Annotated in this window: 35 protein-coding genes; 13 read left to right on the top strand and 22 right to left on the bottom strand. The window is 45.6% G+C overall.

Annotated features, from left to right (window positions below; translation table 11 throughout):
* Nucleotides 1-134 precede the first annotated feature (134 nt).
* From BFP77_RS06895 to BFP77_RS06860, 8 genes are all read left to right on the top strand, one after another.
* Entirely contained in the window at nt 135-422 is a 288-nt protein-coding gene (locus BFP77_RS06895) for an oxidase (protein WP_099573309.1), read from the top strand.
* A 7-nt stretch (nt 423-429) separates the two neighbouring features.
* Complete coding sequence (locus tag BFP77_RS06890; RefSeq protein ID WP_099573308.1) at nt 430-918, top strand: terminase gpP N-terminus-related DNA-binding protein; 489 nt, start codon at nt 430-432, stop codon at nt 916-918.
* Nucleotides 911-2,467: a hypothetical protein gene (locus BFP77_RS06885; protein ID WP_099573307.1), complete on the top strand. Its 1,557-nt coding sequence runs from the start codon at nt 911-913 to the stop codon at nt 2,465-2,467. The genes BFP77_RS06890 and BFP77_RS06885 overlap by 8 nt, the downstream gene beginning before the upstream one ends.
* Nucleotide 2,468: 1 nt before the next feature.
* On the top strand, nt 2,469-2,939 hold the full coding sequence (locus BFP77_RS06880) for a hypothetical protein (RefSeq protein WP_099573306.1): 471 nt from the start codon (nt 2,469-2,471) through the stop codon (nt 2,937-2,939).
* Entirely contained in the window at nt 2,926-3,342 is a 417-nt protein-coding gene (locus tag BFP77_RS06875) for a phage protein Gp36 family protein (RefSeq protein ID WP_099573305.1), read from the top strand. The genes BFP77_RS06880 and BFP77_RS06875 overlap by 14 nt, the downstream gene beginning before the upstream one ends.
* Nucleotides 3,342-3,848 (top strand): phage morphogenesis protein, encoded by a 507-nt coding sequence (locus BFP77_RS06870; RefSeq protein ID WP_257212897.1) that lies wholly within the window; start codon nt 3,342-3,344, stop codon nt 3,846-3,848. The genes BFP77_RS06875 and BFP77_RS06870 overlap by 1 nt, the downstream gene beginning before the upstream one ends.
* Nucleotides 3,845-5,065, top strand: a complete 1,221-nt coding sequence (locus BFP77_RS06865; RefSeq protein WP_099573304.1) for a phage portal protein family protein — start codon at nt 3,845-3,847, stop codon at nt 5,063-5,065. Before BFP77_RS06870 ends, BFP77_RS06865 begins: the two co-directional genes overlap by 4 nt.
* A 206-nt stretch (nt 5,066-5,271) precedes the next feature.
* Entirely contained in the window at nt 5,272-6,252 is a 981-nt protein-coding gene (locus tag BFP77_RS06860) for a phage minor head protein (RefSeq protein WP_099573303.1), read from the top strand.
* A 58-nt stretch (nt 6,253-6,310) separates the two neighbouring features.
* Here BFP77_RS06860 and BFP77_RS06855 read toward each other — a convergent pair whose 3' ends face one another.
* The 22 genes from BFP77_RS06855 to BFP77_RS06765 all read right to left on the bottom strand — a co-directional run bounded on the left by BFP77_RS06855 (nt 6,311) and on the right by BFP77_RS06765 (nt 17,564).
* Nucleotides 6,311-6,532 (bottom strand): hypothetical protein, encoded by a 222-nt coding sequence (locus BFP77_RS06855; RefSeq protein ID WP_099573302.1) that lies wholly within the window; start codon nt 6,530-6,532, stop codon nt 6,311-6,313.
* Nucleotides 6,533-6,622: 90 nt separating this feature from the next.
* A complete protein-coding gene (locus BFP77_RS06850; protein ID WP_099573301.1) occupies nt 6,623-6,811 on the bottom strand; it encodes a hypothetical protein in 189 nt (62 codons plus the stop codon).
* Nucleotides 6,808-7,395, bottom strand: a complete 588-nt coding sequence (locus BFP77_RS06845; protein WP_099573300.1) for a Rha family transcriptional regulator — start codon at nt 7,393-7,395, stop codon at nt 6,808-6,810. Before BFP77_RS06845 ends, BFP77_RS06850 begins: the two co-directional genes overlap by 4 nt.
* A gap of 167 nt (nt 7,396-7,562) precedes the next feature.
* A complete protein-coding gene (locus tag BFP77_RS06840; RefSeq protein ID WP_099573299.1) occupies nt 7,563-8,222 on the bottom strand; it encodes a hypothetical protein in 660 nt (219 codons plus the stop codon).
* A gap of 94 nt (nt 8,223-8,316) precedes the next feature.
* Nucleotides 8,317-8,736 carry a hypothetical protein gene (locus BFP77_RS06835; protein WP_099573298.1) on the bottom strand — a complete coding sequence of 140 codons (420 nt, stop codon included), beginning with the start codon at nt 8,734-8,736 and terminating at the stop codon, nt 8,317-8,319.
* Between the two features lie 20 nt (nt 8,737-8,756).
* Nucleotides 8,757-8,969 carry a DUF7220 family protein gene (locus tag BFP77_RS06830; protein WP_099573297.1) on the bottom strand — a complete coding sequence of 71 codons (213 nt, stop codon included), beginning with the start codon at nt 8,967-8,969 and terminating at the stop codon, nt 8,757-8,759.
* Between the two features lie 63 nt (nt 8,970-9,032).
* Nucleotides 9,033-9,269 carry a hypothetical protein gene (locus BFP77_RS06825; protein ID WP_099573296.1) on the bottom strand — a complete coding sequence of 79 codons (237 nt, stop codon included), beginning with the start codon at nt 9,267-9,269 and terminating at the stop codon, nt 9,033-9,035.
* Nucleotides 9,270-9,298: 29 nt separating this feature from the next.
* The gene (locus tag BFP77_RS06820; RefSeq protein WP_099573295.1) at nt 9,299-9,751 is read right to left on the bottom strand and encodes a hypothetical protein; all 453 of its coding nucleotides are present in this window, start codon (nt 9,749-9,751) and stop codon (nt 9,299-9,301) included.
* Complete coding sequence (locus tag BFP77_RS06815) at nt 9,748-10,314, bottom strand: hypothetical protein (protein ID WP_143751867.1); 567 nt, start codon at nt 10,312-10,314, stop codon at nt 9,748-9,750. Before BFP77_RS06815 ends, BFP77_RS06820 begins: the two co-directional genes overlap by 4 nt.
* Nucleotides 10,253-10,792: a hypothetical protein gene (locus BFP77_RS06810; protein ID WP_099573293.1), complete on the bottom strand. Its 540-nt coding sequence runs from the start codon at nt 10,790-10,792 to the stop codon at nt 10,253-10,255. The genes BFP77_RS06815 and BFP77_RS06810 overlap by 62 nt, the downstream gene beginning before the upstream one ends.
* Before the next feature lies 1 nt (nt 10,793).
* The gene (locus BFP77_RS16835; RefSeq protein ID WP_143751866.1) at nt 10,794-10,979 is read right to left on the bottom strand and encodes a hypothetical protein; all 186 of its coding nucleotides are present in this window, start codon (nt 10,977-10,979) and stop codon (nt 10,794-10,796) included.
* A gap of 161 nt (nt 10,980-11,140) precedes the next feature.
* Complete coding sequence (locus tag BFP77_RS06805) at nt 11,141-11,392, bottom strand: hypothetical protein (protein ID WP_143751865.1); 252 nt, start codon at nt 11,390-11,392, stop codon at nt 11,141-11,143.
* Between the two features lie 5 nt (nt 11,393-11,397).
* Nucleotides 11,398-11,742, bottom strand: coding sequence for a hypothetical protein (locus tag BFP77_RS06800; RefSeq protein ID WP_099573291.1), 345 nt, complete (start codon nt 11,740-11,742; stop codon nt 11,398-11,400).
* Nucleotides 11,743-11,768: 26 nt separating this feature from the next.
* Nucleotides 11,769-11,990: a hypothetical protein gene (locus BFP77_RS06795; RefSeq protein ID WP_099573290.1), complete on the bottom strand. Its 222-nt coding sequence runs from the start codon at nt 11,988-11,990 to the stop codon at nt 11,769-11,771.
* A gap of 230 nt (nt 11,991-12,220) precedes the next feature.
* Entirely contained in the window at nt 12,221-12,379 is a 159-nt protein-coding gene (locus BFP77_RS16950) for a hypothetical protein (RefSeq protein WP_180272322.1), read from the bottom strand.
* A gap of 2 nt (nt 12,380-12,381) precedes the next feature.
* Nucleotides 12,382-13,041, bottom strand: coding sequence for a DUF3164 family protein (locus BFP77_RS06790; RefSeq protein ID WP_099573289.1), 660 nt, complete (start codon nt 13,039-13,041; stop codon nt 12,382-12,384).
* A gap of 134 nt (nt 13,042-13,175) precedes the next feature.
* Nucleotides 13,176-13,466, bottom strand: a complete 291-nt coding sequence (locus BFP77_RS16830; RefSeq protein ID WP_143751864.1) for a hypothetical protein — start codon at nt 13,464-13,466, stop codon at nt 13,176-13,178.
* Entirely contained in the window at nt 13,459-13,785 is a 327-nt protein-coding gene (locus BFP77_RS06785; protein ID WP_099573288.1) for a hypothetical protein, read from the bottom strand. Before BFP77_RS06785 ends, BFP77_RS16830 begins: the two co-directional genes overlap by 8 nt.
* A 2-nt stretch (nt 13,786-13,787) precedes the next feature.
* Nucleotides 13,788-14,429: a hypothetical protein gene (locus tag BFP77_RS06780; protein WP_099573287.1), complete on the bottom strand. Its 642-nt coding sequence runs from the start codon at nt 14,427-14,429 to the stop codon at nt 13,788-13,790.
* A gap of 3 nt (nt 14,430-14,432) precedes the next feature.
* Nucleotides 14,433-15,329, bottom strand: a complete 897-nt coding sequence (locus tag BFP77_RS06775) for an AAA family ATPase (protein ID WP_099573286.1) — start codon at nt 15,327-15,329, stop codon at nt 14,433-14,435.
* A 2-nt stretch (nt 15,330-15,331) separates the two neighbouring features.
* On the bottom strand, nt 15,332-17,365 hold the full coding sequence (locus BFP77_RS06770; RefSeq protein ID WP_099573285.1) for a hypothetical protein: 2,034 nt from the start codon (nt 17,363-17,365) through the stop codon (nt 15,332-15,334).
* A 1-nt stretch (nt 17,366) separates the two neighbouring features.
* Nucleotides 17,367-17,564 carry a hypothetical protein gene (locus BFP77_RS06765; protein ID WP_099573284.1) on the bottom strand — a complete coding sequence of 66 codons (198 nt, stop codon included), beginning with the start codon at nt 17,562-17,564 and terminating at the stop codon, nt 17,367-17,369.
* A gap of 78 nt (nt 17,565-17,642) precedes the next feature.
* On the opposite strand from BFP77_RS06765, the gene BFP77_RS06760 reads away from it, so the two are divergent.
* The 5 genes from BFP77_RS06760 to BFP77_RS06740 form a co-directional block, all read left to right on the top strand.
* Nucleotides 17,643-18,341: a S24 family peptidase gene (locus BFP77_RS06760; protein ID WP_099573283.1), complete on the top strand. Its 699-nt coding sequence runs from the start codon at nt 17,643-17,645 to the stop codon at nt 18,339-18,341.
* Nucleotides 18,342-18,852: 511 nt separating this feature from the next.
* Complete coding sequence (locus BFP77_RS06755) at nt 18,853-19,308, top strand: DUF4442 domain-containing protein (RefSeq protein ID WP_099573282.1); 456 nt, start codon at nt 18,853-18,855, stop codon at nt 19,306-19,308.
* A 101-nt stretch (nt 19,309-19,409) separates the two neighbouring features.
* Nucleotides 19,410-19,862, top strand: coding sequence for an FKBP-type peptidyl-prolyl cis-trans isomerase (locus BFP77_RS06750; protein ID WP_099573281.1), 453 nt, complete (start codon nt 19,410-19,412; stop codon nt 19,860-19,862).
* Between the two features lie 112 nt (nt 19,863-19,974).
* Nucleotides 19,975-20,304 (top strand): YegP family protein, encoded by a 330-nt coding sequence (locus tag BFP77_RS06745; protein ID WP_099573280.1) that lies wholly within the window; start codon nt 19,975-19,977, stop codon nt 20,302-20,304.
* 294 nt (nt 20,305-20,598) lie between these two features.
* Nucleotides 20,599-21,020, top strand: a 422-nt coding sequence (locus tag BFP77_RS06740) for a helix-turn-helix domain-containing protein (protein WP_143751863.1), incomplete at its 3' end; no start/stop codon positions are given.

The raw sequence follows: 21,020 nt of genomic DNA, 5'->3' as shown, positions 1-21,020 counted from the left end.
GGCCGGCTAAAAAATTGACAATCAACCATTGGGACTAGTCTCGCAACGTTTGTAATCTCAGTTACAACCATTGATTGCCGTTTAGGGCAAGCCCCCCAAATAGTTCAATTTTGTAGGTATAAACAGTACCTGACATGCAAGATTATTTACTGGATGATAACGGCGACCTATTAATAGAAAACGGGGACTTTGTTATCGGTAATTCAGAGCTTCAACATCAACAGGACCTTTTGGCCTCCCATAAGGGCGAGTGGAAAGAATACCCTGAGATTGGTGTGGGCATCTCCGAGGAACTTCTTAATGAAAACCCCCGTCAGGTACTGGTTCAGATACGGGCCAATTTTGAATATGATGGGATGAGGGTCAAGACACTTGGAATTGCGCCCAATGGTAACCTGGTCATCGATGCAACCTATAAATAAGATTTAAATGGCGAATAAAGGGCGATTAACCAAGAAGGAAAGCGATAGGAAAAAGCGTCAAGGCGAGCGGATGTTCATCAATGGTCTGAGCAAGGACGAGATTTCCGAAATACTGGAGATACATATTGAAACCGTCCACCGCTGGTACAAGCAAGGGAAATGGCAAGAGGCCAAAGACCTACATAGTATCAGCATCGGCGAGCTGAAACGGCAGGTATTACAAACCTTTAAGCAAATAAAGGATGGTGAGACTCCGGATATTTCAGCGGACCAGTTGAGCAAACTTGCCGCCACCTTCGAGAAGTTTAGCGACAAAAAGAAGGCCTTGGCCTATATGTACGAAAACTTTGAGCAGCTCTGCGATGCCATCATAAAGGACGCCCTTAGCGAGCGTACCAAAAAGGGCAAGGAGGAAAAACTGTCCGTTGCCAAATATGTCCGTGAAATGATGGACCAAGTAACCGCCAAGACCTATAAAGAAGCCTTGCATGACTAAGACGGAACTTAAAACGGCCCGTGAAAACTTTGAGGCCCGCTCCAAATATATCAAGGAGGCGACCTTGGCAGGGCTATCCACCAAGGAGGAGTCTACCGGCGATCAGGAGAAACGAATTGCCCGGCTATTGAAACCCAATAACTATAACGAGTTTTTTGATTATTACTTTGGGGTAAACACCCCCACGCCATTAGCGGACGCACCTTGCGCCAAATTCCACCAGAGCAGCTATGTCAAGGTATTTAAGGACCCCTTCATTGTCCAGTTTAGGCGATGGTTCCGGGGGGCGGCAAAAAGTATCCATACCAACGTAGGGAACATGCTGCACCTAAAGCAGAACGACCTCCTTTATTTTGCCCTGCTCATTGGTAGAAATGAAAAGGCGGCAAAGCTCTTACTTGGGGATATACAGGCCCATTTGGAAAACAATGAGCGTATCATCAAGGATTTTGGCGTGCAGATGCAGCACGGGAGCTGGGAGGGTGGCCAATTCGAAACCAATGACGGTCGTAACTTTTTAGGGCTGGGACTAAACCAACCTTTTAGGGGGCTTCGTGTGGGGCAGTATCGCCCGGACTTTGCCAGCGTAGATGACTGTGAGGATAGAAAGGAGGCCAAAAATCAGGAATTGATTCAGGAGAAAGTGGAGAAGATTACCGGCGACCTTAAGAAAGCCTTCCACCTGCACCGAGGCCGCCTGATAATTCCAAATAACTACATCGTAAAGAATGGCCTTAACGACCAATTGCTGGCCAAGTTCAAAGGCTCTAGTCATTTGCATGTACAGACCGTTAACCTTCGTAACAAGAACGGCTTCCCAAGTTGGGACGAGCGGTACACCCCGCAGATGGTGGACGATATCGATGCGGATACGGATTACTATACCAGCCAACGGGAAGACTATAATAACCCTATTGAGGAGGGGAAACTTTTTAAGCGGGAGTGGATACGGTTCCGTAAGGTTCCAAAGGATGTGCGCTGGAGTGCCTTCATCGGTTTTTGGGATTTGAGCTACAAGGCCAGCGGTGACCATAAGGCATATTGGCTGCTTGGTGTTACGCAGCAACAAATATTTGCGTTGGACGTGTTCTGCCGAAAATGTGAGCTGACCGAGGCCATCAACTGGCACTATGACAAGGCCATCGAACGCAACAAAAAAGGGATGAGCGCCTTAGAGTATTTTGACGCTACCGCCGCCCAAGAGGTAGTCTTTTTGCCCATCTTTCAACAGGAGGCACAGCGCAGAGGGTTCTTTCAAATTCCCATGAGCGATGTAGCCCCGGGCGTGGATAAGCACCTCCGTATCGAGGCGACCCTGACCAGCGTATTGTTCAACGGTACCTTGGTTTTTGCGGACTATCTGGAGGGAACGGCGGACATGAACGCTGCCCTTGAGCAAATCCTAAGTTTTGAAAAAGGGACCAAGTCCCCTGACGATAGCCCGGATGCACTCGAGAACGGTGTGCGCAAGGCGCAGCTCTATTTTACGGCAGACCTAGGAAGCTGGGGCAAGCCGATAATTCATCAACATAAACGAGGAGGTTTCTAATATGAGTCTTAGAAAAAGTTTACATAATGCCTTTGCCGCCAAACTGGACGCCAAGACCGGCTCAAAGTGGACCGATATGTGGAAGGGACAAATCAACCGGCAGTCCACAAAGTACCCGTTCAACTTTCCGGCTAATTTTGTGAGTATCCGCAATATTCCTTGGCAGGATATGACCCTTAACCACAAGGAGGGAACAGCGATTATTGATGTGTACGTGTTCTTTGATAAGTACGGGGATACCTTTGAGGGGGCAACGGATAAGGCGAATTCCATGACGATGATGGACTATCTGGACACCTTGGCCAATGACCTCCATTGGATGACCGATGAAGGCAGTTTTTATGCCTTTGGAGAAACCACGCAAATTGGTGAGGAGGACTTGACCGATAGGTATGAGCGCCCCGCCCATAGATTAACCTTTCAATGCCAAGTAGGCAAAACCATAACACCCGCAATCCATGTTTCTAACTAAAGACGAGCTTAAGAGCGCAGCTGTCCCCGAGGTAGTGGACAGGGCCATAAATCAAGACGATGAGGTGGTGACCATTATCATCAACGAGAGTATTGCCGAAATGAAAAGCTATCTGAGCGGACGCTTTGACGTAGCGACCATTTTTGCGGAGACGGAGGCGGACCGGGACCAAGTGGTCCTAAAGCACCTGAAGAAAATCGTAGTAGATGAAATCTACCGGCGCAAAACGGGTGAAATCAATGAGACTACAGAGAAAGGGTACAATGAGGCTATGTACTGGCTTAAGGAAGTTGCAGCGGGTCATATCCCTGCCGGGGACCTACCTCCAAAAGTGGCGGAACCCGAAACCGGTGACGGGTTTATAAAGTTCGGGGGCAATACCCGGTACAATTCAAATTATTGATGAAGGACCAAGACGATTTTGTGCATGACATTGAAAGGCAGGCCCGAGAGCTGGAGGAGTTCATGGGTAATGAAATGCTAGACATTATAGAAGTGGAGGGCCTTAACCATTTTGAGGAGAGTTTCGATAATGAAGGATTTACGGACGAGGTACTTGAGAAATGGGAACCAAGAAAGACTACCGATACCCGTGGCCGTGATATAACTAGGTACCGAACCAACAGGGTCGGGAAGGCCGGGGAACTGAACCGCTACGGGCGCAAGAACCAAGGCCGAAAGATATTGACCGGCCATGATAGCGGCGGCGACAAGTTAAAGAATAGTCTCCGGGGAGATAAGATACCAGGGGGCGTGGAGTTTGCCTCCGACAAGGAGTACGCAGAGGTCCACAACGAGGGGAGCGACATCATGCCCAAGCGGCAATTTATGGGATCATCCAAACAACTGGACGAGAACATTCTGAAAAAAGTAGATAGAGAACTTGACAACATATTCGACCGAAAATGATTGAAATCTTAGACCATACCGGCAAACCCTTTGTAAGGGCAAAGAATACCATTGAGCTGGCCAGAAAGAGCCAAAGCCTTATGTTGGATTTTGTAAAAATGCACCACAGCGTTTTTCGTAGGGAACTCGACCATTGGAAGGTAGCAAGAATGGAGCGTTTGAACCAAGAGGCCCCTTATACCTATCTCCTTCAGGATTTGTACAAAGATGCTATGTTGGACACGCACTTACACGCCATCTTTGAAAGCCGTATCCTAAGAATGACCAACAAGAAGTATGTCATCGTGGACAAAAAGGGCGTACCCATACCCGACAAGGGCGACTTCTTAGAGACCAAATGGTTTACGGATGCCGTGCGCTATGCTATTGAAAGTGTTGGTTATGAATACTCCCTCATGCATTTTGAAAAAAGCCAAGACGGTAAAATTAAGGAGGTAAAGCTCGTCCCACGGGAACATGTGAACCCGGACCGCCGCTTGGTGGTCAAAGGGGTCTATGACAATCAAGGCCTTCTATTCGATAAGTTTCCGAACGACCTACTATATGCAAAGCTTTATGATGGTTTTGGGCTGCTTGAAAAGGCGGCCCCCATGACCATTTTAAAACGGCACTCATGGGCCAGCTGGGACGAGTTTGAGCAAATCTTCGGGATGCCCATCCGTATCGCCAAACTAGGCACCATTAGCGATGACGTAAAGAATGAGGTTGCCCAATGGCTCAAGGAAATGGGAACGGCCAGTTATGGCGTGTTTCCTCAATTTGCGGACATTGAAGTGAAGGAGGCCAATAACCGGGATGCCTTTAATGTCTTCATGAAAAAAATTGAGACGGTGGACAGCCAGCTCTCCATTTTGTTCAATGGCCAGACCATGACGGTCGAAGATGGTTCCAGCCGCTCCCAAGCGGAGGTCCACCAAGAGACACAGGACGAGATTACCCATGCGGATTTGCGTAACGTTGTCAACTGGCTCAATGATAATCTGGTCCCGCTCCTGAGAAACTGCGGGTATGATATCGGTCAAGATGAATGGATAGGCGTCGAAAAGATAACGGACCCTGTGGAGAAAATGAAGATTGACAATGTCATCATGACCTCCAGCGGGTATCGCTTGACCAAAGACTATTTGGAGAAGACCTACGGCGTGGAGCTGGAGGATTCCCCAAAGCCGGAACCGGGCAAGGAAAAAAATCAGGATCCCGAAAAAAAAAAGGAGTAAGTAACGCCCTAGAATTTTACTACCGGTCCCATTGCTGCGGTTCGACTACGCTCACCGACCACCCTGACGGACATGGCCAAATTAAGGGTATCGTTGCCGCCGTTGACCCCATCCCCGCCAAGGTCATTAAAAAGCTGCTGGAGGAAATCTACACGGGAAATACAGAGCTGGACAGGGAACTTTTTAAGGAAACGGCCCGTAGGCTCATGGGCGGGGTTACCGAAGGTTTTGGTAAGGACTTCTCCAAAATCAAGTACAATAGCCCGGACTTTGAACTGTTGGACAAGCTCACCTATAATGCCGGTACCTTCGCCGCCTTTAAGAACCATAGCCAAATAAGGGAAACGGTGCGGCTCCTGAAGGATGCGGACGGCAACCTACGTAGCAAGAGCGAATTTATCAAGGAGGCCTTAAAGCTGGACAAAACCTACAATAAACGGTATTTAAGCGTGGAGTACGACCAAGCGGTGACCAGTGGCCGTATGGCCAAGAAGTGGGCCGATGCCGTTAGAACCCAAAACCTTTATCCCAATCTTACCTATGTCGCTGTGATGGATGACCGTACCCGTGACCTACACAGAAAATGGCATGGGATAACCTTACCCATTGGTCACAAGTTTTGGGATACCCATTACCCCCCAAACGATTGGGCCTGTAGGTGTACCACACGGCGGTCAGACAAGCCAGTTGATGACAAGGGGCTGAAGGTGGACGATATGCCATCCTTGCCCAAGCAGTTCAATATTAATGTCGGGAAGGAGGGCAAGGTCTTCAAGGAGGACCACCCCTATTTTAAGACCTCGGCCTTTAAGGCGGTGGCCACCTTTGCAAAAAACGCCCTGGTGCGCTTTCAGACACAAAGCTATTATCCAAAACTGAAGGACACGCTTGCCGGTACCTACAAGACCGATATCGGGAAAGTGACCGTAAACAATAGGGCAATTAAAGAGGCCTTGAACCAACCCCATGCGAACGCCTATTTAAAGAACAATCTCGTTGGAAAATTACCGGAGCTGCTGAAGGATGCCTTTTACATCAAATCCCTAAAGCCCCTAAAGGAAAACCCGCATTGGGTGCTATACCATTATTTGAGGTTGGGCGACTATGACGATATGATCCTGGTCATACGTGAGGACAGAAAGGGGAACTACTTCTTTTATTCTATTGTGGACAAAATAAAATCCTAAAGCCATCGCCTTGAAAGATACAGTCTAACAGGAACTACACTCTAGGATTTGTACAAAGTTATGAAAAAAGGGCCAATTGTGAATCGTCCCCTATATTGTTACCGTAGGTACCCTCGTCATTGAAAATGGCCGAAATGGTTCTGGAGCTTAAAAAGAACTCCCCCGCAATCTTGTCTATGATGGCATCATGTCGCCACTCCTTATGCTTTTTCGTGAGCTGGTCATAACGCTTTTTTATGTTAGCGTTCCTAAGCTCAATAAGTTGACGGTGGCGGGCCATTGTAGAGGATATATGACAAAAATAGAAAAACCCTGTCAATCTGACAAGGTCTTTCAAGGTGTGCAGGATTTCTCCTATGTTTTAGTCGACTCATTTTAAAGAAACCGGGTGGATGTACTTCTGTATCTCCGGGGGCGTGGGGAGCAGCTCCTTGAGCATCTCCAGCATCTCAAAGCGCTCCTCGCTCAAATCTACCTCCGTATTGAGGTACTGGAGGGTTACGATGATGCTCTCCATTCTACGGTGCCGCTCGGCGGCTCTTTCTGCAAGATGGCTCATGCCAAAGACGTTTGCTGTGGCTCAAAAAACTCCATGGCCAATTGTACGAACTTGTTGTCATAGCCCGGCACAATGTTGTTATGCTTATTGTGTGCGGCCCGTTTCATAAGAGCGGCCATGACCTTCTGTGAACGCCTACGGCCATGGCGCACCGTACTTACATGATTAGGGGTTACACCTGTCTCCTTGGCCACGGAAACCACATCGCCCATGACCAGATACTTTTCAAGGGTTTGGAAAAGCGGTTTTTCATGTGGGTAAATCTGTAAGGGGGTGTTTGCAATACCCGCCTCCAAATCCATCCACCTCATGACAAGCTTTGCCCTCACTTCGTCATTGAACTTTGCCACCACATACAGACATTCTTCTTTGGACAAGTCGTACATGGGTCTTTTTTCTCCTTTGGAATCCTCGTATTCAACGAGCGCAAAACTGCGCCCGTTAATCTTGTTCCATGCAACCTCTTGACTTCTAATACTTCTTAATAAGTCTTTGTGATTTTTGCCGGATATTTCGGCAATCTCCAATGAGGTAATTCGATGCTCATTTTTAGACTGAGCTGGTCTTTCGCTTTCTTTGGACATATCGAAAGTTTTAAAAAAGGCGAAGCCCCGCCTTAGGTGTGTCCAAACAATTCAGAGAATTGGATGCGCCTCGCTTTCGCTACGGCCACCATAGAAGGGCTTCTATCGTTAAAAAAATGTGTCGAGATTACTCTCTGACATTGTTTGGACGATGTAAATGTAGTAAATTAATATGAATATTTCACCAATTCTTCATCTTTGGGAGTTTCTAGCTTCCAATAGGTATATTCATTGTCCTCCTTATACCATCGGTAACGGGCTTCCTTAAATCTTAGTTTTTTAAGAAGCTCCTGCACCTCCTGCTGAAATTCTTGCTTATTACGGTTCGCTGCAAATATGCCCCCGCTAAAGTTTATAATCGTATTACCGGTTCCATTGATACTTACCTCAATATCCTCTACCCAAAGTTTATCCTTAAATATTGTGGCAGCAGCTTTTCGCATTGCTGGATACTCCTTTTTCTGAACCGTTGCTATTTTTCTCTTGAAATCATTTATTACGGGAGTTAAGGTATCGTACATTTGGGCCGCCTCGATTGTATTTGCATAACTTGACAATATCATTACCTCCGATTCCAGCCCTTCAAAGGAAGATTTGAAACCATCCCAATCCATTCCTTTCTCAAAACGTTCTATTTGTGCATTTAGGTTATCTATCGTGGTCTGCCTTGGGTCTATGTCCAGTACCTCTGTTTTAGCGTTTACATCTGATTTAGAGCTTGATTCATTATCGCCTTCATCAGTACAGGCGTCAATAAGAAGGCCAAAAAAACAGAAGAGTACGACCATTCCAATGAAGGCCGAAAGGATAATTTTAACGATTTTCATAATTCAAAATTTAAAGGTTACTGTTGTAAATATATGCCAGTGTTGAAGATGTTCTACAAAATGTCTTTCAACGGTCATTAAATGGGTTAAAATACTACTTTAATTTGTCTTTGGGTACCATGAGTACCCCTCCTTTTTTAATATGTTGGGCGCAGGCAGCCATGGCCTCCCAAAGCTCCTTCATGGTCCAGCCTGGTCTTGAGAGCTGCCAACAGTCCGCTACATAACGGCGGTACATTTTCCACTCCGCCTTATCCTTGGGCTTGAACGCTATCAGTTGCGGTTCCAAGTCCTGAGGCACCTTATAAAAATGACTCGCAGCCATGGTATTGCAGGTGTAGCACTCAATATACATTGGGGTAACTCCCGGGTCCCGGTGTTTTACCACGGTGTTTGGGCAACCGTTGCCGCAGGTGTAGGCGTTGACTTTTGGTTGGCCCGCCCTGAGCGGAGTCGAAGGGTTGGTTGTTGGTTGATGGGCTTGCTCCAATGGAATTACTTTTTTATTGCTCATTTTGCTTATTTGTTGAATTATTATCTGGTTCGCTTATTAAAATACCTTCTAAGGACATAGCCCCTTAGAATACTCACTACGGTAAAGTACAGGGTAATGAGTAGGTTCTTGCCGCCGCTGCTCTCAAAGCCCACCAGGGGAAATATGAGAAAGGTACTGGCAAAGCTCACGATAAAGCCTATGGCCGTATTGCTAAGGCTTTCAAAAAAGGATTGTCTTTTACTTTGTCCCATGATTTCAGTTGGTTAAAAACCCCGCCCTTCGACTACGCTCAGGGAACGGGGTTTTGTTATCTACTATACTTTTTCAATGACCGGCCATTTCCATTGGCCCTCTTTTTTTCCTTCAGATACGTTGCTGGCGTAGAGCGTGTCCGCTCCATCACAAAGCACCTTAAGGTTGACGTCCTTTTCGTTCACCGCTACGATGATCGCGGGAACCTCCTTTTGGGGGTTGCTGCCAAGGCCCTTGATTTTGTCATTCTCTGCTTTTGTGGGTGTGTAGACGACCACCCTTCCAATTGTTGGATTCATAGTGTATATAGATTTAATTAATACTCGGTTTAATAAGGTCTATTGGTCCAGCCTATAATGATACTCGGCTCGTTGTCATCCACGAAGGACTTGAACCAGTCCCTAAAGATTTCTGCCGGTAGGCCATCGTTCTTGGACACGATATCCAAGGGGTACTCCACGTCATCTATAAGTAGTATCTCGTCATTCAACTTTTTAAAATTGATGGGGGCGTACCAAATATTATGGGCCTCGCCAGTTTGTGCCTGGTACTGTTTGCTTACATAGGGTTTATCGCTCCAAAGGCTGAGTTTGTAGATACTGTCCGGCGACTTTTGGGCGTTGTCTATTCTCGATGCCCAATAGTCATAGCTCTTTCTAATGGTGTGGATTTTTTGTCCGTTGACAATCTTATCCTCAAAGTGGGTGGGTTGGCCACCAAAGGTGGTGGCAACGGCATAATACCTCATGAAAGGTATGTTGATGATTTTTCCTTTTTTCATTTGTAATATTTTTTAATATCGGTTCTAAGGCGGTCCACAATCTTGCCCTTATCCTTGGAGTCCTCCATTTGGGTACGGTGCAACCGCTCCGCCATGTTCATATCGTAGCTCTTGCTCTGCTGTACGGTGTCCAAGCTCTCCGCAACGGCGGCCTCCATCCTTCTTTTTTTGTAGCTCTTTATAAAGGTGAGCAGCTTGTTGGCGGTGAACTTGCCAAATTGCTCCGTAGCGACCAGCTCCTTACAGATGACCACCACGTCCTCCAGCTTTATACAGGAGCGCAGTTCATACTCCGCCAAAATCTTGCGGACCACGACCTCCGCCATATCCTGACTGAAGCTCTCGCCAAAATAGAGGCTCGTGGCTAGGAACATACGGGCCACACCGGTAACGATGGTATCCTCCCCATGGAGTACCGCCATACGACCCAAGGAGGGGGACGGTGCGGCCATGGCCATGGTCATGGTCATTTGCCCGTAGTATTTTACGATGAGGCTATCCCTATATGCCGACGCTGTTATCAGCTCCAGCAGTTCCGGCTTTCCCTGCTCTTTTAATGGCATTTAAAATGACGTTTAAACGTGAATTGATGTACTTTAAATCCGTGTTTTCCTTATGGAAATCCTCCAGCTTGTGCCAATTGTCCAGGATCAGCTTAAAAAGCTCCAGCCCTTCCTCGTCTTGGTCGCTTACCCTTGTAAGGTAGGCCTTTATCTGATTGAGGTGCTTACCGTCCACCGCATTGAACCGGGGCGGTACCTGCATAAAGTTTTGGTAAAAGGCGTACCATGCGGACACGTACTGCTGGTACTTGGATTGTTTCTTTTCGATTTTGGTGTACTCCAGCTTGGGCCAGTCCTTTTGGTATTGCTCCACTTCGGATTCCTTTAGCGGGGTTACCTTGGCCATATTGACGAGTTCCTGAATGGTCTCGGTCTTTGGGCCCTTTACTGTCTCCAGTCTGAAGAAATTCCCTCCCTTGTAGCTTACCTTTAATGTTCTACCCGTTGATGGGCTATGGATTAGATAGTTTGTGGTCATGCTATTTGGTTTTTGGTTGCTGGTTTTTGGTTGCTCGTGGTCTTACTTCCAGACCAAGGCCCAACATCTCCACAAAGGCGTTGAGGAAGTCGCACACGCTGGTTTGGCAGTATGGGTGTCCTTTCCATTTAAGTCGGTAAGTAACGTCCCCATATTCAAAGGTTACTTTTAAGGTCTTTTTACTCATATCAGCATTCGGTTATGGAGGCCGATACGTAGCCACAGTCGGCACAACGTAATTCGGTAGTCTCACAGGTTACACATGATTTTGTTACGACAATGGAGCCGCCCGAATGGTCGCACAGCTCCCTGAATATTTTTAGGTACCAAGGCATAAGTAGGGGTTAGTTATTGGTTTTTAGGTTCTGGATACAGAATATCATCAATATCCATTTCCCCAAACAGTACATCGAAAACATCCAAAGAATCTACACCAAAGACGTCCTCAGCCTGCTCTGGACTATAATCCTTTTCCAAAATCAGTATTCGATTGTCAAGTTCTTTATGGCAGTCTTCTCCAAAAAAATTAAACTGCTTGCATTTGGCCTTATTCTCTTTAAGCCTGGCGATAATTTGCTCTTTTGTCATTGCTTTGCTCATAACTTTTAACTTTTAACTCCTTTTTCGTGATACTTTTTGACCATATTCTCCAAGGCGGTGATGGTAACGCTCAGCTCGCTGTTATATTCCGGGGAGGTGTTTGGTTTGTCCATCTTCATCAAGGGTTTGCTAATGGGAGCCTTTTCGCTCTGGAGCCATTGGCCAAGGCGTTCAAGGTCTGCATAACTGCGACCGGTATGCTCGTTGATGGTGACCCAATCCATCTGCCTAAGGAGGCTTAGGATGTACATGTGCTTGGAGTTGCCGCCGTCAAAGCGGCCCCAATAGAGGGGGGTCTTTTTAAACTCGTTGAACTTTTTGTAATCGAATTCTTTTGTAGTCGTTGTCATAATGGTGCCACATTAAATGTTAGTATTTATTGAACTAGGGGGTTGTAATCCGTTTTAGGCTTGAAAAGCTCCTCCCTATATAAGTGCATGGTCTTATCGCTGTTGGGCCGGTTTACGATTTCCGTAGCCTCTGCCTCCGTGAAGCGTTTGGCGTACTTGATTTCCTTGGTATAGCCCCGGTCATCTAGGTACCAATACCCAAAATTGCGCTTCTTGATGACGTAGTCCTTTTGCTCTTGGTTTTTCATTTTGATAGCTATTAGCTGTTAGCCGTTGGCCTATGGCCTTAAAAAAATCCAGTCTTTCCCGGTGTCATCCTTTCCATGCTTTTGCGGTTTGAATGTTTCCCGAAGACGCCGCCGTTTATCCGTATCACTTTAAAAAATCAGCCTCCCAAAGCCCGTTAGGGAGTGTACGGCCTTAAAGCATGGCGTATAGCCGGAAGGAATCCCTAGCCTAAATCCGCCTTCGCCCTCGTTTACATTTCCCCGATACTCCTCAGGTGGCTGTCAAAAGCGTCCCGCTCGGATGGGGTGAGTTCCCTGTTGGCAACCCAGTGATTGTTCATGTCCTTACGGACTACCTTGCTATTGACCCAAATAGTGTCATCGTTGGTCTGTGAAATTTCTACGGCCATGGCTATACACTTGCAAAGGTTAGGTTGATAGGCTGCCACTTTCCATCCGTTCCCCGAGTCTGAAATATGTAGCCAAAGCCTTTTAAATGGGTCGTAAAACTTTCCTTGATTAGCTTGAGGCCCTCCTTCCATCGTGGGTCCTGAAATTTATCCTCATGTTGCCATAGGTTCATGACCCGGCCATATTCCATGTCGCCATTTGCATTGCGCTCCAAGAATGACATTAAAATCTCGTATAACTTCTGATCGCGCTTTTTCACCGCATCGCCCAAGAAGTCCTTAATCAGTTCCACGGCCTTGGTGCTGCGCTCGTCCCAATGCGGCTCCACGTCACGTCTGCGGGTTACCCTAAGTACTCCCTCGGTATCGGTCAATGAAAAACCGCCCTTACTATTGCTTCTTAGCAGTCCGTACTCATTAAGAGCGACCGCATGCTCCTCAAGGGAAGCGTGACATTTATTCTTGAATACCTCCAATTTTTGATGTAGTTCTATGGCCTCCTGTACCAGTTCGCTTACAGTAACATCCCGCTGCGCCTCATACTCCTTGCGCTGCTTTTCCTCTTTGGCCTTTTCGGCCTTTTCCTTTTTTGCCAAATAGGCCTTGATTTCTTCTGGGGTCATATCCTCTATGGACCTCACCGGTGCTAGTGTCTCACTCATTGTTTTGTGAATAAAAGGGTTAATAATCTGTTGTGATAGTCCAGCACCCCAAAATAGAAGTCGCTGTGACGGTTAAACTTGAGCCAGTTGCTTATACCGGCTATTCTTTCTCGTATCTCTGGTTTTTCCATGGTCTAAATGGTTGAAAATTGTCTCTCGTAATTGTAGTATCGGTCCCACCCGCTGCTTTGGATAAGGATACCTATCTGGTTGATACGGCTCTCCAGCTCAGGAGGTACCCTGTATTGTGGTTCCCTTGCGTGGCCGGGGTTTAAATCGTCCTCCCGCAACAAGGCCAGCCATGCCGCACGTTCTTGGTTGAGGCATATCCGTTGGGAATCCGTCAACAATCTGTTATTCTGAAGGCTCCATGCGAGGCAGTCCCTCAATTTTTTGATTCGCTGTGTGGCCGCTGCTCTATTCATTGTTGATGCTGGTCTTTTTGGCGTTATCTATTAGGGGTTTGCTGTAATACAGCTGTATTTTGTGGATGTTCTTTACATAGAGCAAATAGGCGTCCTTGGGGCTTATCTGGCCCTTGTAGGGGGCCACCTCAAAAAGGAAGTCCCGCTCAAATTGGGTGTACTCCATACGCCACCAGTTGAAAAGGGCGGCATTGGCCAAGAGGGATTGCACCTCTTGTTGGTCCTTACCCTGCGTATTGGACCAGTTGAACCATTGCTGAAAAATGATATTCTCATAGGTCTCCTCGTTGACCTGAAGGGCGGCTAGTAATTTTTCCATTTTTAATCGTTATTTAATTCTTGCATTCCATGGTATAGCATGGCCTTTTCCTCGTTGATGCTCATGACCCCACCGGGGACACGACCGCTGACAAAACAGGCCAGCCCCTGAACGTGGACGATAACCTTGGCCAGTTTTTTGGCCAGTTTAGCGGTAGCGGTATAGGGTGCGCCCTTTTTGTTCTCGTCCTCATGGGCCACGTAGACGAACAATACCTTTGGAAAGGCGTCCTTGAGCTTGCGGAGCTTTCCATATTTAAGCTCCTCTTGAAATACCGTGATGTTGTCTATAAATACCACCTTGGGTGCGTTCCTTTTTGTTAGTTTGTCCTCCAGCTCGGTCACCGTTAGGTATTCCGAAAATTGGAGGGCGTTATTCTCCGGGTCTAGCTTTGCCCTTTTAACCGCAGCGACAAAATCCTTTCCCATTCCTTCCTCTGCGCTCACATAAAGTACCCTTGCAAATTGGCTCAGGTACTCTGCCAACATGAGGCAGAACCACGTTTTTCCATTCTTTTCTATGCCGTAGATTATCCATATTCCGCAGGTCTCGGGAAGCCCCATAACGGTCTTCCAAATTCCGGTAAAGGCGAACGTGCTGAACTTTTTGGCGTATAGGTTCTTTAGGTTCAATGTTCGGCCCATTCATTATGCTGTTACGGGCGTTACGTTGTTTTTTTCCTTTAGAATTTCGATGTAGACCCTTCTTAGGGAGCCGTTGGTCTTGCCGTACATCTGCAAAGGGGTGTACTTGCTATTATTGGCCTTGAGTATCTTGGCAATCTCCGACAATAGGAACTTGTGGCGGTCTTGCTCGTTCAATGGCGTAATTCTTTGGTACCGGCTTCCCAAGCGGCTGAAAATCTCCGCAAAGCCCACCTTTTTATTCTCCCGGTTCCTGTCCAGCTTCACGGCTAGGCCGTCGGCACCCATCATGTACCATCCGCATCGGTATTCTGTAGCGTTCCATAGGGCCTTGACTTCTAAAAAAGCGGGGTATGAGAGGTCGCCGAACTCGTCCAGAATGACAAGGGGCTTGGTCATGCTCCGCATATACTGGATTAAATCCTGTTGTAATAGCCTTACCGATTGGTGGGAGTCGATACCGAACTCACGGGCCATGGCCCTCAATAGCTCCGTTCTTGACTTATGGCGGGAGCAATCCACCCGTATAGCGTTACGGTGGCGGCTTACATAGTCCTTAGCGGTGAAGGTCTTTCCGATGTCCGAGATATCGCAAAAGATGCCGCTTATGCCCATTTCCTGACAGGCGGTCAATTGTTTAAAGATGTAGTCATACACCATCGTGTAAGCGGTCTGCCAATGAAAGGCCTCGGCGTTGACGGGTACGTTGTACTTACTGGCTATCTCGTTCCATTTTTCGGAGGAGAGGACATTCTCAATATCACCGTTGGTGATTCGGCTAAATTGGGCGGGATTGATGCCTAATGAGGTTGCCTGTGCCTTGTTGGTGGTAAACTTGAAACCATTGTTCTTGATGGCTTCAACAATACGCATCCGGTACTCTTGGGTTAACATTTCCATAATTACAAATCGTTAGCGGGATTTCTATAGTTTATAAATTCTTCCTCGCCTTCATAAGTAGGCTCGTCCATGGGAGGGACAATGGTTTCGGAGTTCATATTTTTCGTCGGGTCAAACTCCTCTATGCCCGGTATCTGAAATTTATTGTTGAGTGTCTTTTTGCGATTGTCGAGGATGGTGACGGTATCCAGTTGGTTCTTTTGGGTACGCATGAATCCGTTGACCGTGGCCTCGTATCGGGTCATGATGGCCCTTAATTCCTCATCCTCTGCGGTGCGCTCAATCTTGGCCTTATTGGGGCGTGGCTTTGGCAACAGCTCGCAGATATAGCGACCGTCCACATAGACAAATGCCTTTAGTATATGGCCGTCGTTTCCGTCCAGCCAGTAGATATCGAACTCACGGCCCTCTACTTGCTTCATAAGGTGGACCAATGGCTCCCCGGTCTGAATGGTTCCCTCGTCGCCCAAAAGCCAAAGGCGGCTATTGAGTCGGGTTATGCCAGCATTGCAGGAGCTTCCGGTCTTATGGCCTAAATGGGGTAAAATGGCCTTGTAGTTGGTGGCCCTTAGGTCTGGGTTCTGATTTTCGCAGAAAACCTCCCAGCGGGTCTTTCCCTTAATCTTGGAATGCTCCATATTGTTCCAAGTGACAATGTCCTTGAGACATTCTTGGGCCAAACGGTCATAAGGGACTGTCATTTTTGGGACATTGCTTATCTGATTGGATTCACTAAGGGCAAATGGACGTGCGAGCCAGCCCTCACGTTCCTTCTCCAGCTTGTACCGTAATTCGCCATAGTACCGCTCTATTCTTTTAGATCGGGCTTTATTGGCGTACATCTGCCGGTATTGGAACATATTGCCCTCCTTGAGGAAAGTATCTTTATAACTGGCGTTCAAGGAACTCTCACACTCCAGCTCGGCGGGTAGGTTAAAGCCCCACTCGTCATAGTTCCTTACCATTTGGCGGTAGAACTCTAGGATAATACCCTCCTTAGTCTTTCCATAGACCCACACGGTAAACGCCTCGCTGGCCAAGTCGATACCATTATAGAACCACATCCTTTTTCCTTTCTCATATTCGAAAGGGGGCTGGCGGTCATCCACAGAGATTATGGAACCGGCAAGGGTAGGTTGCTCAAAGGAATGGTAAGGCGTGAATTTGGTCATTAGCTTTTGGCGGTCGCCGTTCCTTACTGCGTGGGTACCTATTTGGTTTTCCCATTTGGTCAGGTACATTCGAATACTGCTCTCGCTAAGTGCGGTAAATTTTTTAGGGTCGTAGATTTCCCCTGTGGTATCATTGATGACCTGAAGGTGGCCGTTGATAAATGCGTTGTATTGAATATGGATTTCGGTAGGGTTCGGTTTGTTGGATTGACCGGCGAACATATTGTTCAATAGTTCAACGGTTTCCTCCGTTACCTTGAGGGCGTTTCTTTTGGCTATTCCCTTGACGTCCTTAATCAAACTGATATACCCATCTTTTCTGAAGCTCCTAAAGGCTCCCTTGAATCTTTTACTGGTGGGTAGGTTGTGGGTATAACCGTACTTGGCTTGCATGACGGATTTGAAGGTTTCGGCATCCGTTGCCAAAGTGTTCAGGATTCCCCTTAGGCTTCCACCTTTACTACTCCGCTCAATTTCCCTTGCCTGTTTTAATTGGACCAGGGCTTTCATGACGCTGGCATTGATGATGTACCGGTTCTGTGATTCAGGGAGAAGGTTAAGACCGTCCTCCGTTTTAAAAGAGGTGTAAAAATCTACTGCCTCATGGTCACGTACATAGTAACGCTCCAGTATATGGTCCACCCTTCGAGGGTCGGGCAATTGTTGCTGAATTTCCGAGGGTAGGGAGTCGTAGTCCAATAAGAGACTGCGCCCATTGCCGCCGGATGATATTTTTCGAAGCCCGAAGTCCTTACGACTGTCACGGGTAATCTGTTTTCTGAGGTTTTCCCAATTGGGCCAAAAGTCCGGGATCAATTCCTCCCTGTAAACCCCAACTTTATTATTTGAGAGAAGTACAGGCATATTATGCGGATTTTGGTGTGAATAGTTCGATGGTATCTCTAAGGCTGTCGTAAATCTTCGATGATAAATCGCTTTTAATCTCGGCTTCGCCATTTGCGATTTGGTTTACGTAAGTATGGCTGACACCGTGTTTACGTGCAATAGCACGAACTTTTCCTTTTAGTGTCGCTTTTTCGATTTCAGTAAACTCAGCTTTCATGTTTTTTATTTACTTTACATATTGGAAACAAATTAAGCAGATATTTTCTACACTTACAAATATTTTTGATATTATTTTATGATTAATTCTCGAATTGCCGCTTTTATTCAACACTTAGGTGTGAGTTATAATGAGTTCGAAAGGTCCATTAATGCTGGGCGTGGTAGTGTTTCGGGAGCTATCAAAAATGATAGAAACCTAGGGAGTCATATTGTAGAAAGTATCCTACAGAAGTATAAAGAACTAAGTGCAGACTGGCTTTTTAGAAATCACGGTGAAATGCTTATTTCCACCGATAAAATGCTTAGGGAAGAGGTTACGCAATATCGACTTAGAACTGATAATAATGGTGGATTTCAACAAATTCCACTCTATAATTTAGAGGCGACTGCGGGTTTGGTCGAACTTTTTCGACACGTTGACGAAAAAACGCCTATGGATTATTTGAGCATTCCCAACCTTCCAAAATGTGATGGTGCGGTCTTTGTTACCGGTGATAGTATGTACCCATTGCTTAAATCTGGGGACATTGTCATATATAAAGAAGTCAGTAATATAGAGGAGGGAATTTTTTGGGGTGAAATGTACCTGGTTAGTGTTGACCTTGACGGGGAGGAGTATATAAGCGTAAAGTATATTCAGAAAAGCGAGGTTGATGAGAACCACATAAAGCTCGTTAGCCAAAATAGCCACCATCAGCCCAAGGATATCAGAAAGGATAGAATTAGGGCGTTGGCAATGGTCAAAGCCAGCGTAAGGATAAACGCAATGCGATAGATTTCTAGGAAAAAAAGCAACTTTTTTAACCGACTTTACCCAATAAGCCCTCCAAAAGCCTGATTTTACTGGTGTTCTAGAAATTTTACACAATAACATAAGTTGCAATAAGGGGTGTCTAACTCTGTAATTTTGTGCAATTAATAGATATTTTCGACATTTAAAGGGTCTTTAAATTGACTCAAAATACTTCATAATGTCCCTCCAACTGTCCCCCCAACTAAAAATATGGCCATATTTACCCCTTTGAACAGATTAGGAGGTAAACTGCGACAATAACGCCACGAAGCCCGTGGTTAAATAGGTTTTAAATAGAAATTAAATTTTGTTGTAGCAGGTAATCCGCAGGCATTCTTCGTGCCTTTTTGGAACATTCCGTTTTGAGTGTTCGAAATTAAAAAACTTTGGGAAGCCCCTATTTTATTAACTTTACAAAAAAATAAAAGCAAAATAGAATTAGCACATTCCGTTTTGCCCCTTATAAATACTTTTAGCAAAAATTAAGAACAAAATGGCGGAAAGCGTTAGTAAATTCAATACGTTCACCTTTTTTAAATTACCCTCTGCATGGTGGTCTGGCGTGCGTTTGCGTCATTTAGACGAAAAGAAGGCAATTGTTACGGTAAAGCACAAATGGTTTAATCAAAATCCGTTCAAGAGCATGTTTTGGGCTGTTCAGGGAATGGCGGCAGAGCTATCTACCGGTGCCATGATGATCGACCAGATTAGAGAAAGCGGTAAGAAAATTTCCATGCTCGTTGCCAATAACAATGCAAATTTTTCTAAAAAAGCGACAGGAAGAATAACATTTACCTGCGAGGATGGCCATCTTATTAAAGATGCTTTGGATAAAACCATTGCTACGGGAGAGGGGCAGACCATATGGATGAAATCTGTAGGTGTCAATGAAGATGGGGTGGTGGTCAGTACCTTTAACTTTGAATGGACGGTACGTCTTAAGAAATAAATTTGGTTGTAGATACAAAATGACCTTGGTAAGTTAGCGATAGTTGCTACGTACTAACCTTACTTAAAAGAACAGCAAACTAAAAACTGAGGTTAATTGATATGAAAAAATTTTTAATTCCCCTTATGATCTTACTCTTTATGAACTGTGGTTCCGACGATTCCGTAAAAGATTTTACCGCAGCCAATGAAGAGGAAATACTGGAGTATACAAGTGCACAAGGCTTAAATGCACAAAGAAGTGATTCCGGACTATACTACATTATAAACGAAGCCGGTTCCGGGAGCAGCCCCGCGGCAAGTTCAAATGTTACTGTCGCATATAGGGGTTACTTTACGGACGGTACAGTTTTCGATGAAAGTAATTCGGAGGGTATCTCTTTTGATCTTAGTGGTGTAATTGCGGGTTGGACAGAAGGCATCACCTACTTTAATGAAGGTGGCAGTGGTATTCTTTTGATTCCCTCTAGACTTGCTTATGGCACTAGAGGTAGAAGCGGTATACCTGGTGGTGCGGTACTTATATTCGATATTACACTCATATCTGTAAATTAGGCCTGGAATACTTCTTCCAAATGTGATTACTATCGTGCGTTAATTTTTTGGCCAATAGTGCTCGTACTCCTGTTTTTTAGTAACTTTAGGGAAACTATAAATTAAATTAGCAATGGGTAAATTTGAAATTAAAACAGGAAGTTCTGGCAAAACAATGTTCAATCTTAAAGCCGGTAACGGACAAGTAATTTTAACGAGTCAATCGTATGCCAGCAAGGACGGATGCAAGAACGGAATAGAATCGGTACGCACCAACTCACAGGACGATGCTCGTTTTGAGCGCAAGACGGCTAAGGATGGCAGCCCTTTCTTTACATTAAACTCAACCAACGGTCAAATCATAGGAAAGAGCGAAATGTATTCTTCTAAAGATGGTATGGAAAACGGTATTGCTTCGGTAAAGAAAAACGCTCCGGATGCGGAGGTAGTGGATAATTCTTAGAATAAACTTTTTTTCCTAATATATGAAGGCGGTCCGCAAGGCTGCCTTTTTTTTAGGGCTTTTCAAGATAAAGTTTATCATAACTTTTTTATAAGACTTACTATGCGGGAAAAAGTGATTTTTAAGGAAGTTCAAAAATTCAACCAATGGTGGTTGTGGCTCATTTTGATTTCACCAGTTATTTTTTCGGTATTAAAAATTTATCTAAGTTCAAGTCATAAGTGCAACATGCATATTTAAAATACTTGGGGCTAGCCCCAAGTATTTTAGGTTCAATATTTATATTGATCTTGCATGAAACATTACAAACAATTGACCCTATCTCAAAGGTATCAAATTCAGAGTCTTTTACAAGTCGGATTTACTCAAACCCAAATCGCATTAGAATTAGGCGTTAATAAAAGCACTATTAGTCGTGAGCTTAAGCGAAATATCCCGACAAGAGGTCAAACGGCCTACACCTATGTTGCCGAACACGCACAGCGAAAGACGCTTCATCGCCATAAGGTCAAAGCTAAGGCAATACTCCTAACGGATGATTTAAAAGCCCGTATAGCTGAGTTAATGTCTCACAATAAATGGAGTCCAGAGCTTATTGCCAAACGTCTTGCCAAGGAGCAAGAGCAATGTGTTAGTCACGAGACTATTTATAAATGGATATGGACCGCAAAGCACAGTCATCATAGAAAACATAAAGCTTATAAAGGTCTTCATAA

Origin of the sequence: Maribacter sp. 4U21 (assembly GCF_002742365.1) — a bacterium.
Classification (GTDB): Bacteria; Bacteroidota; Bacteroidia; order Flavobacteriales; family Flavobacteriaceae; genus Maribacter.
Note: the sequence above shows the minus strand (reverse complement) of the source record. Positions and strands in the feature narration are given on the sequence as shown.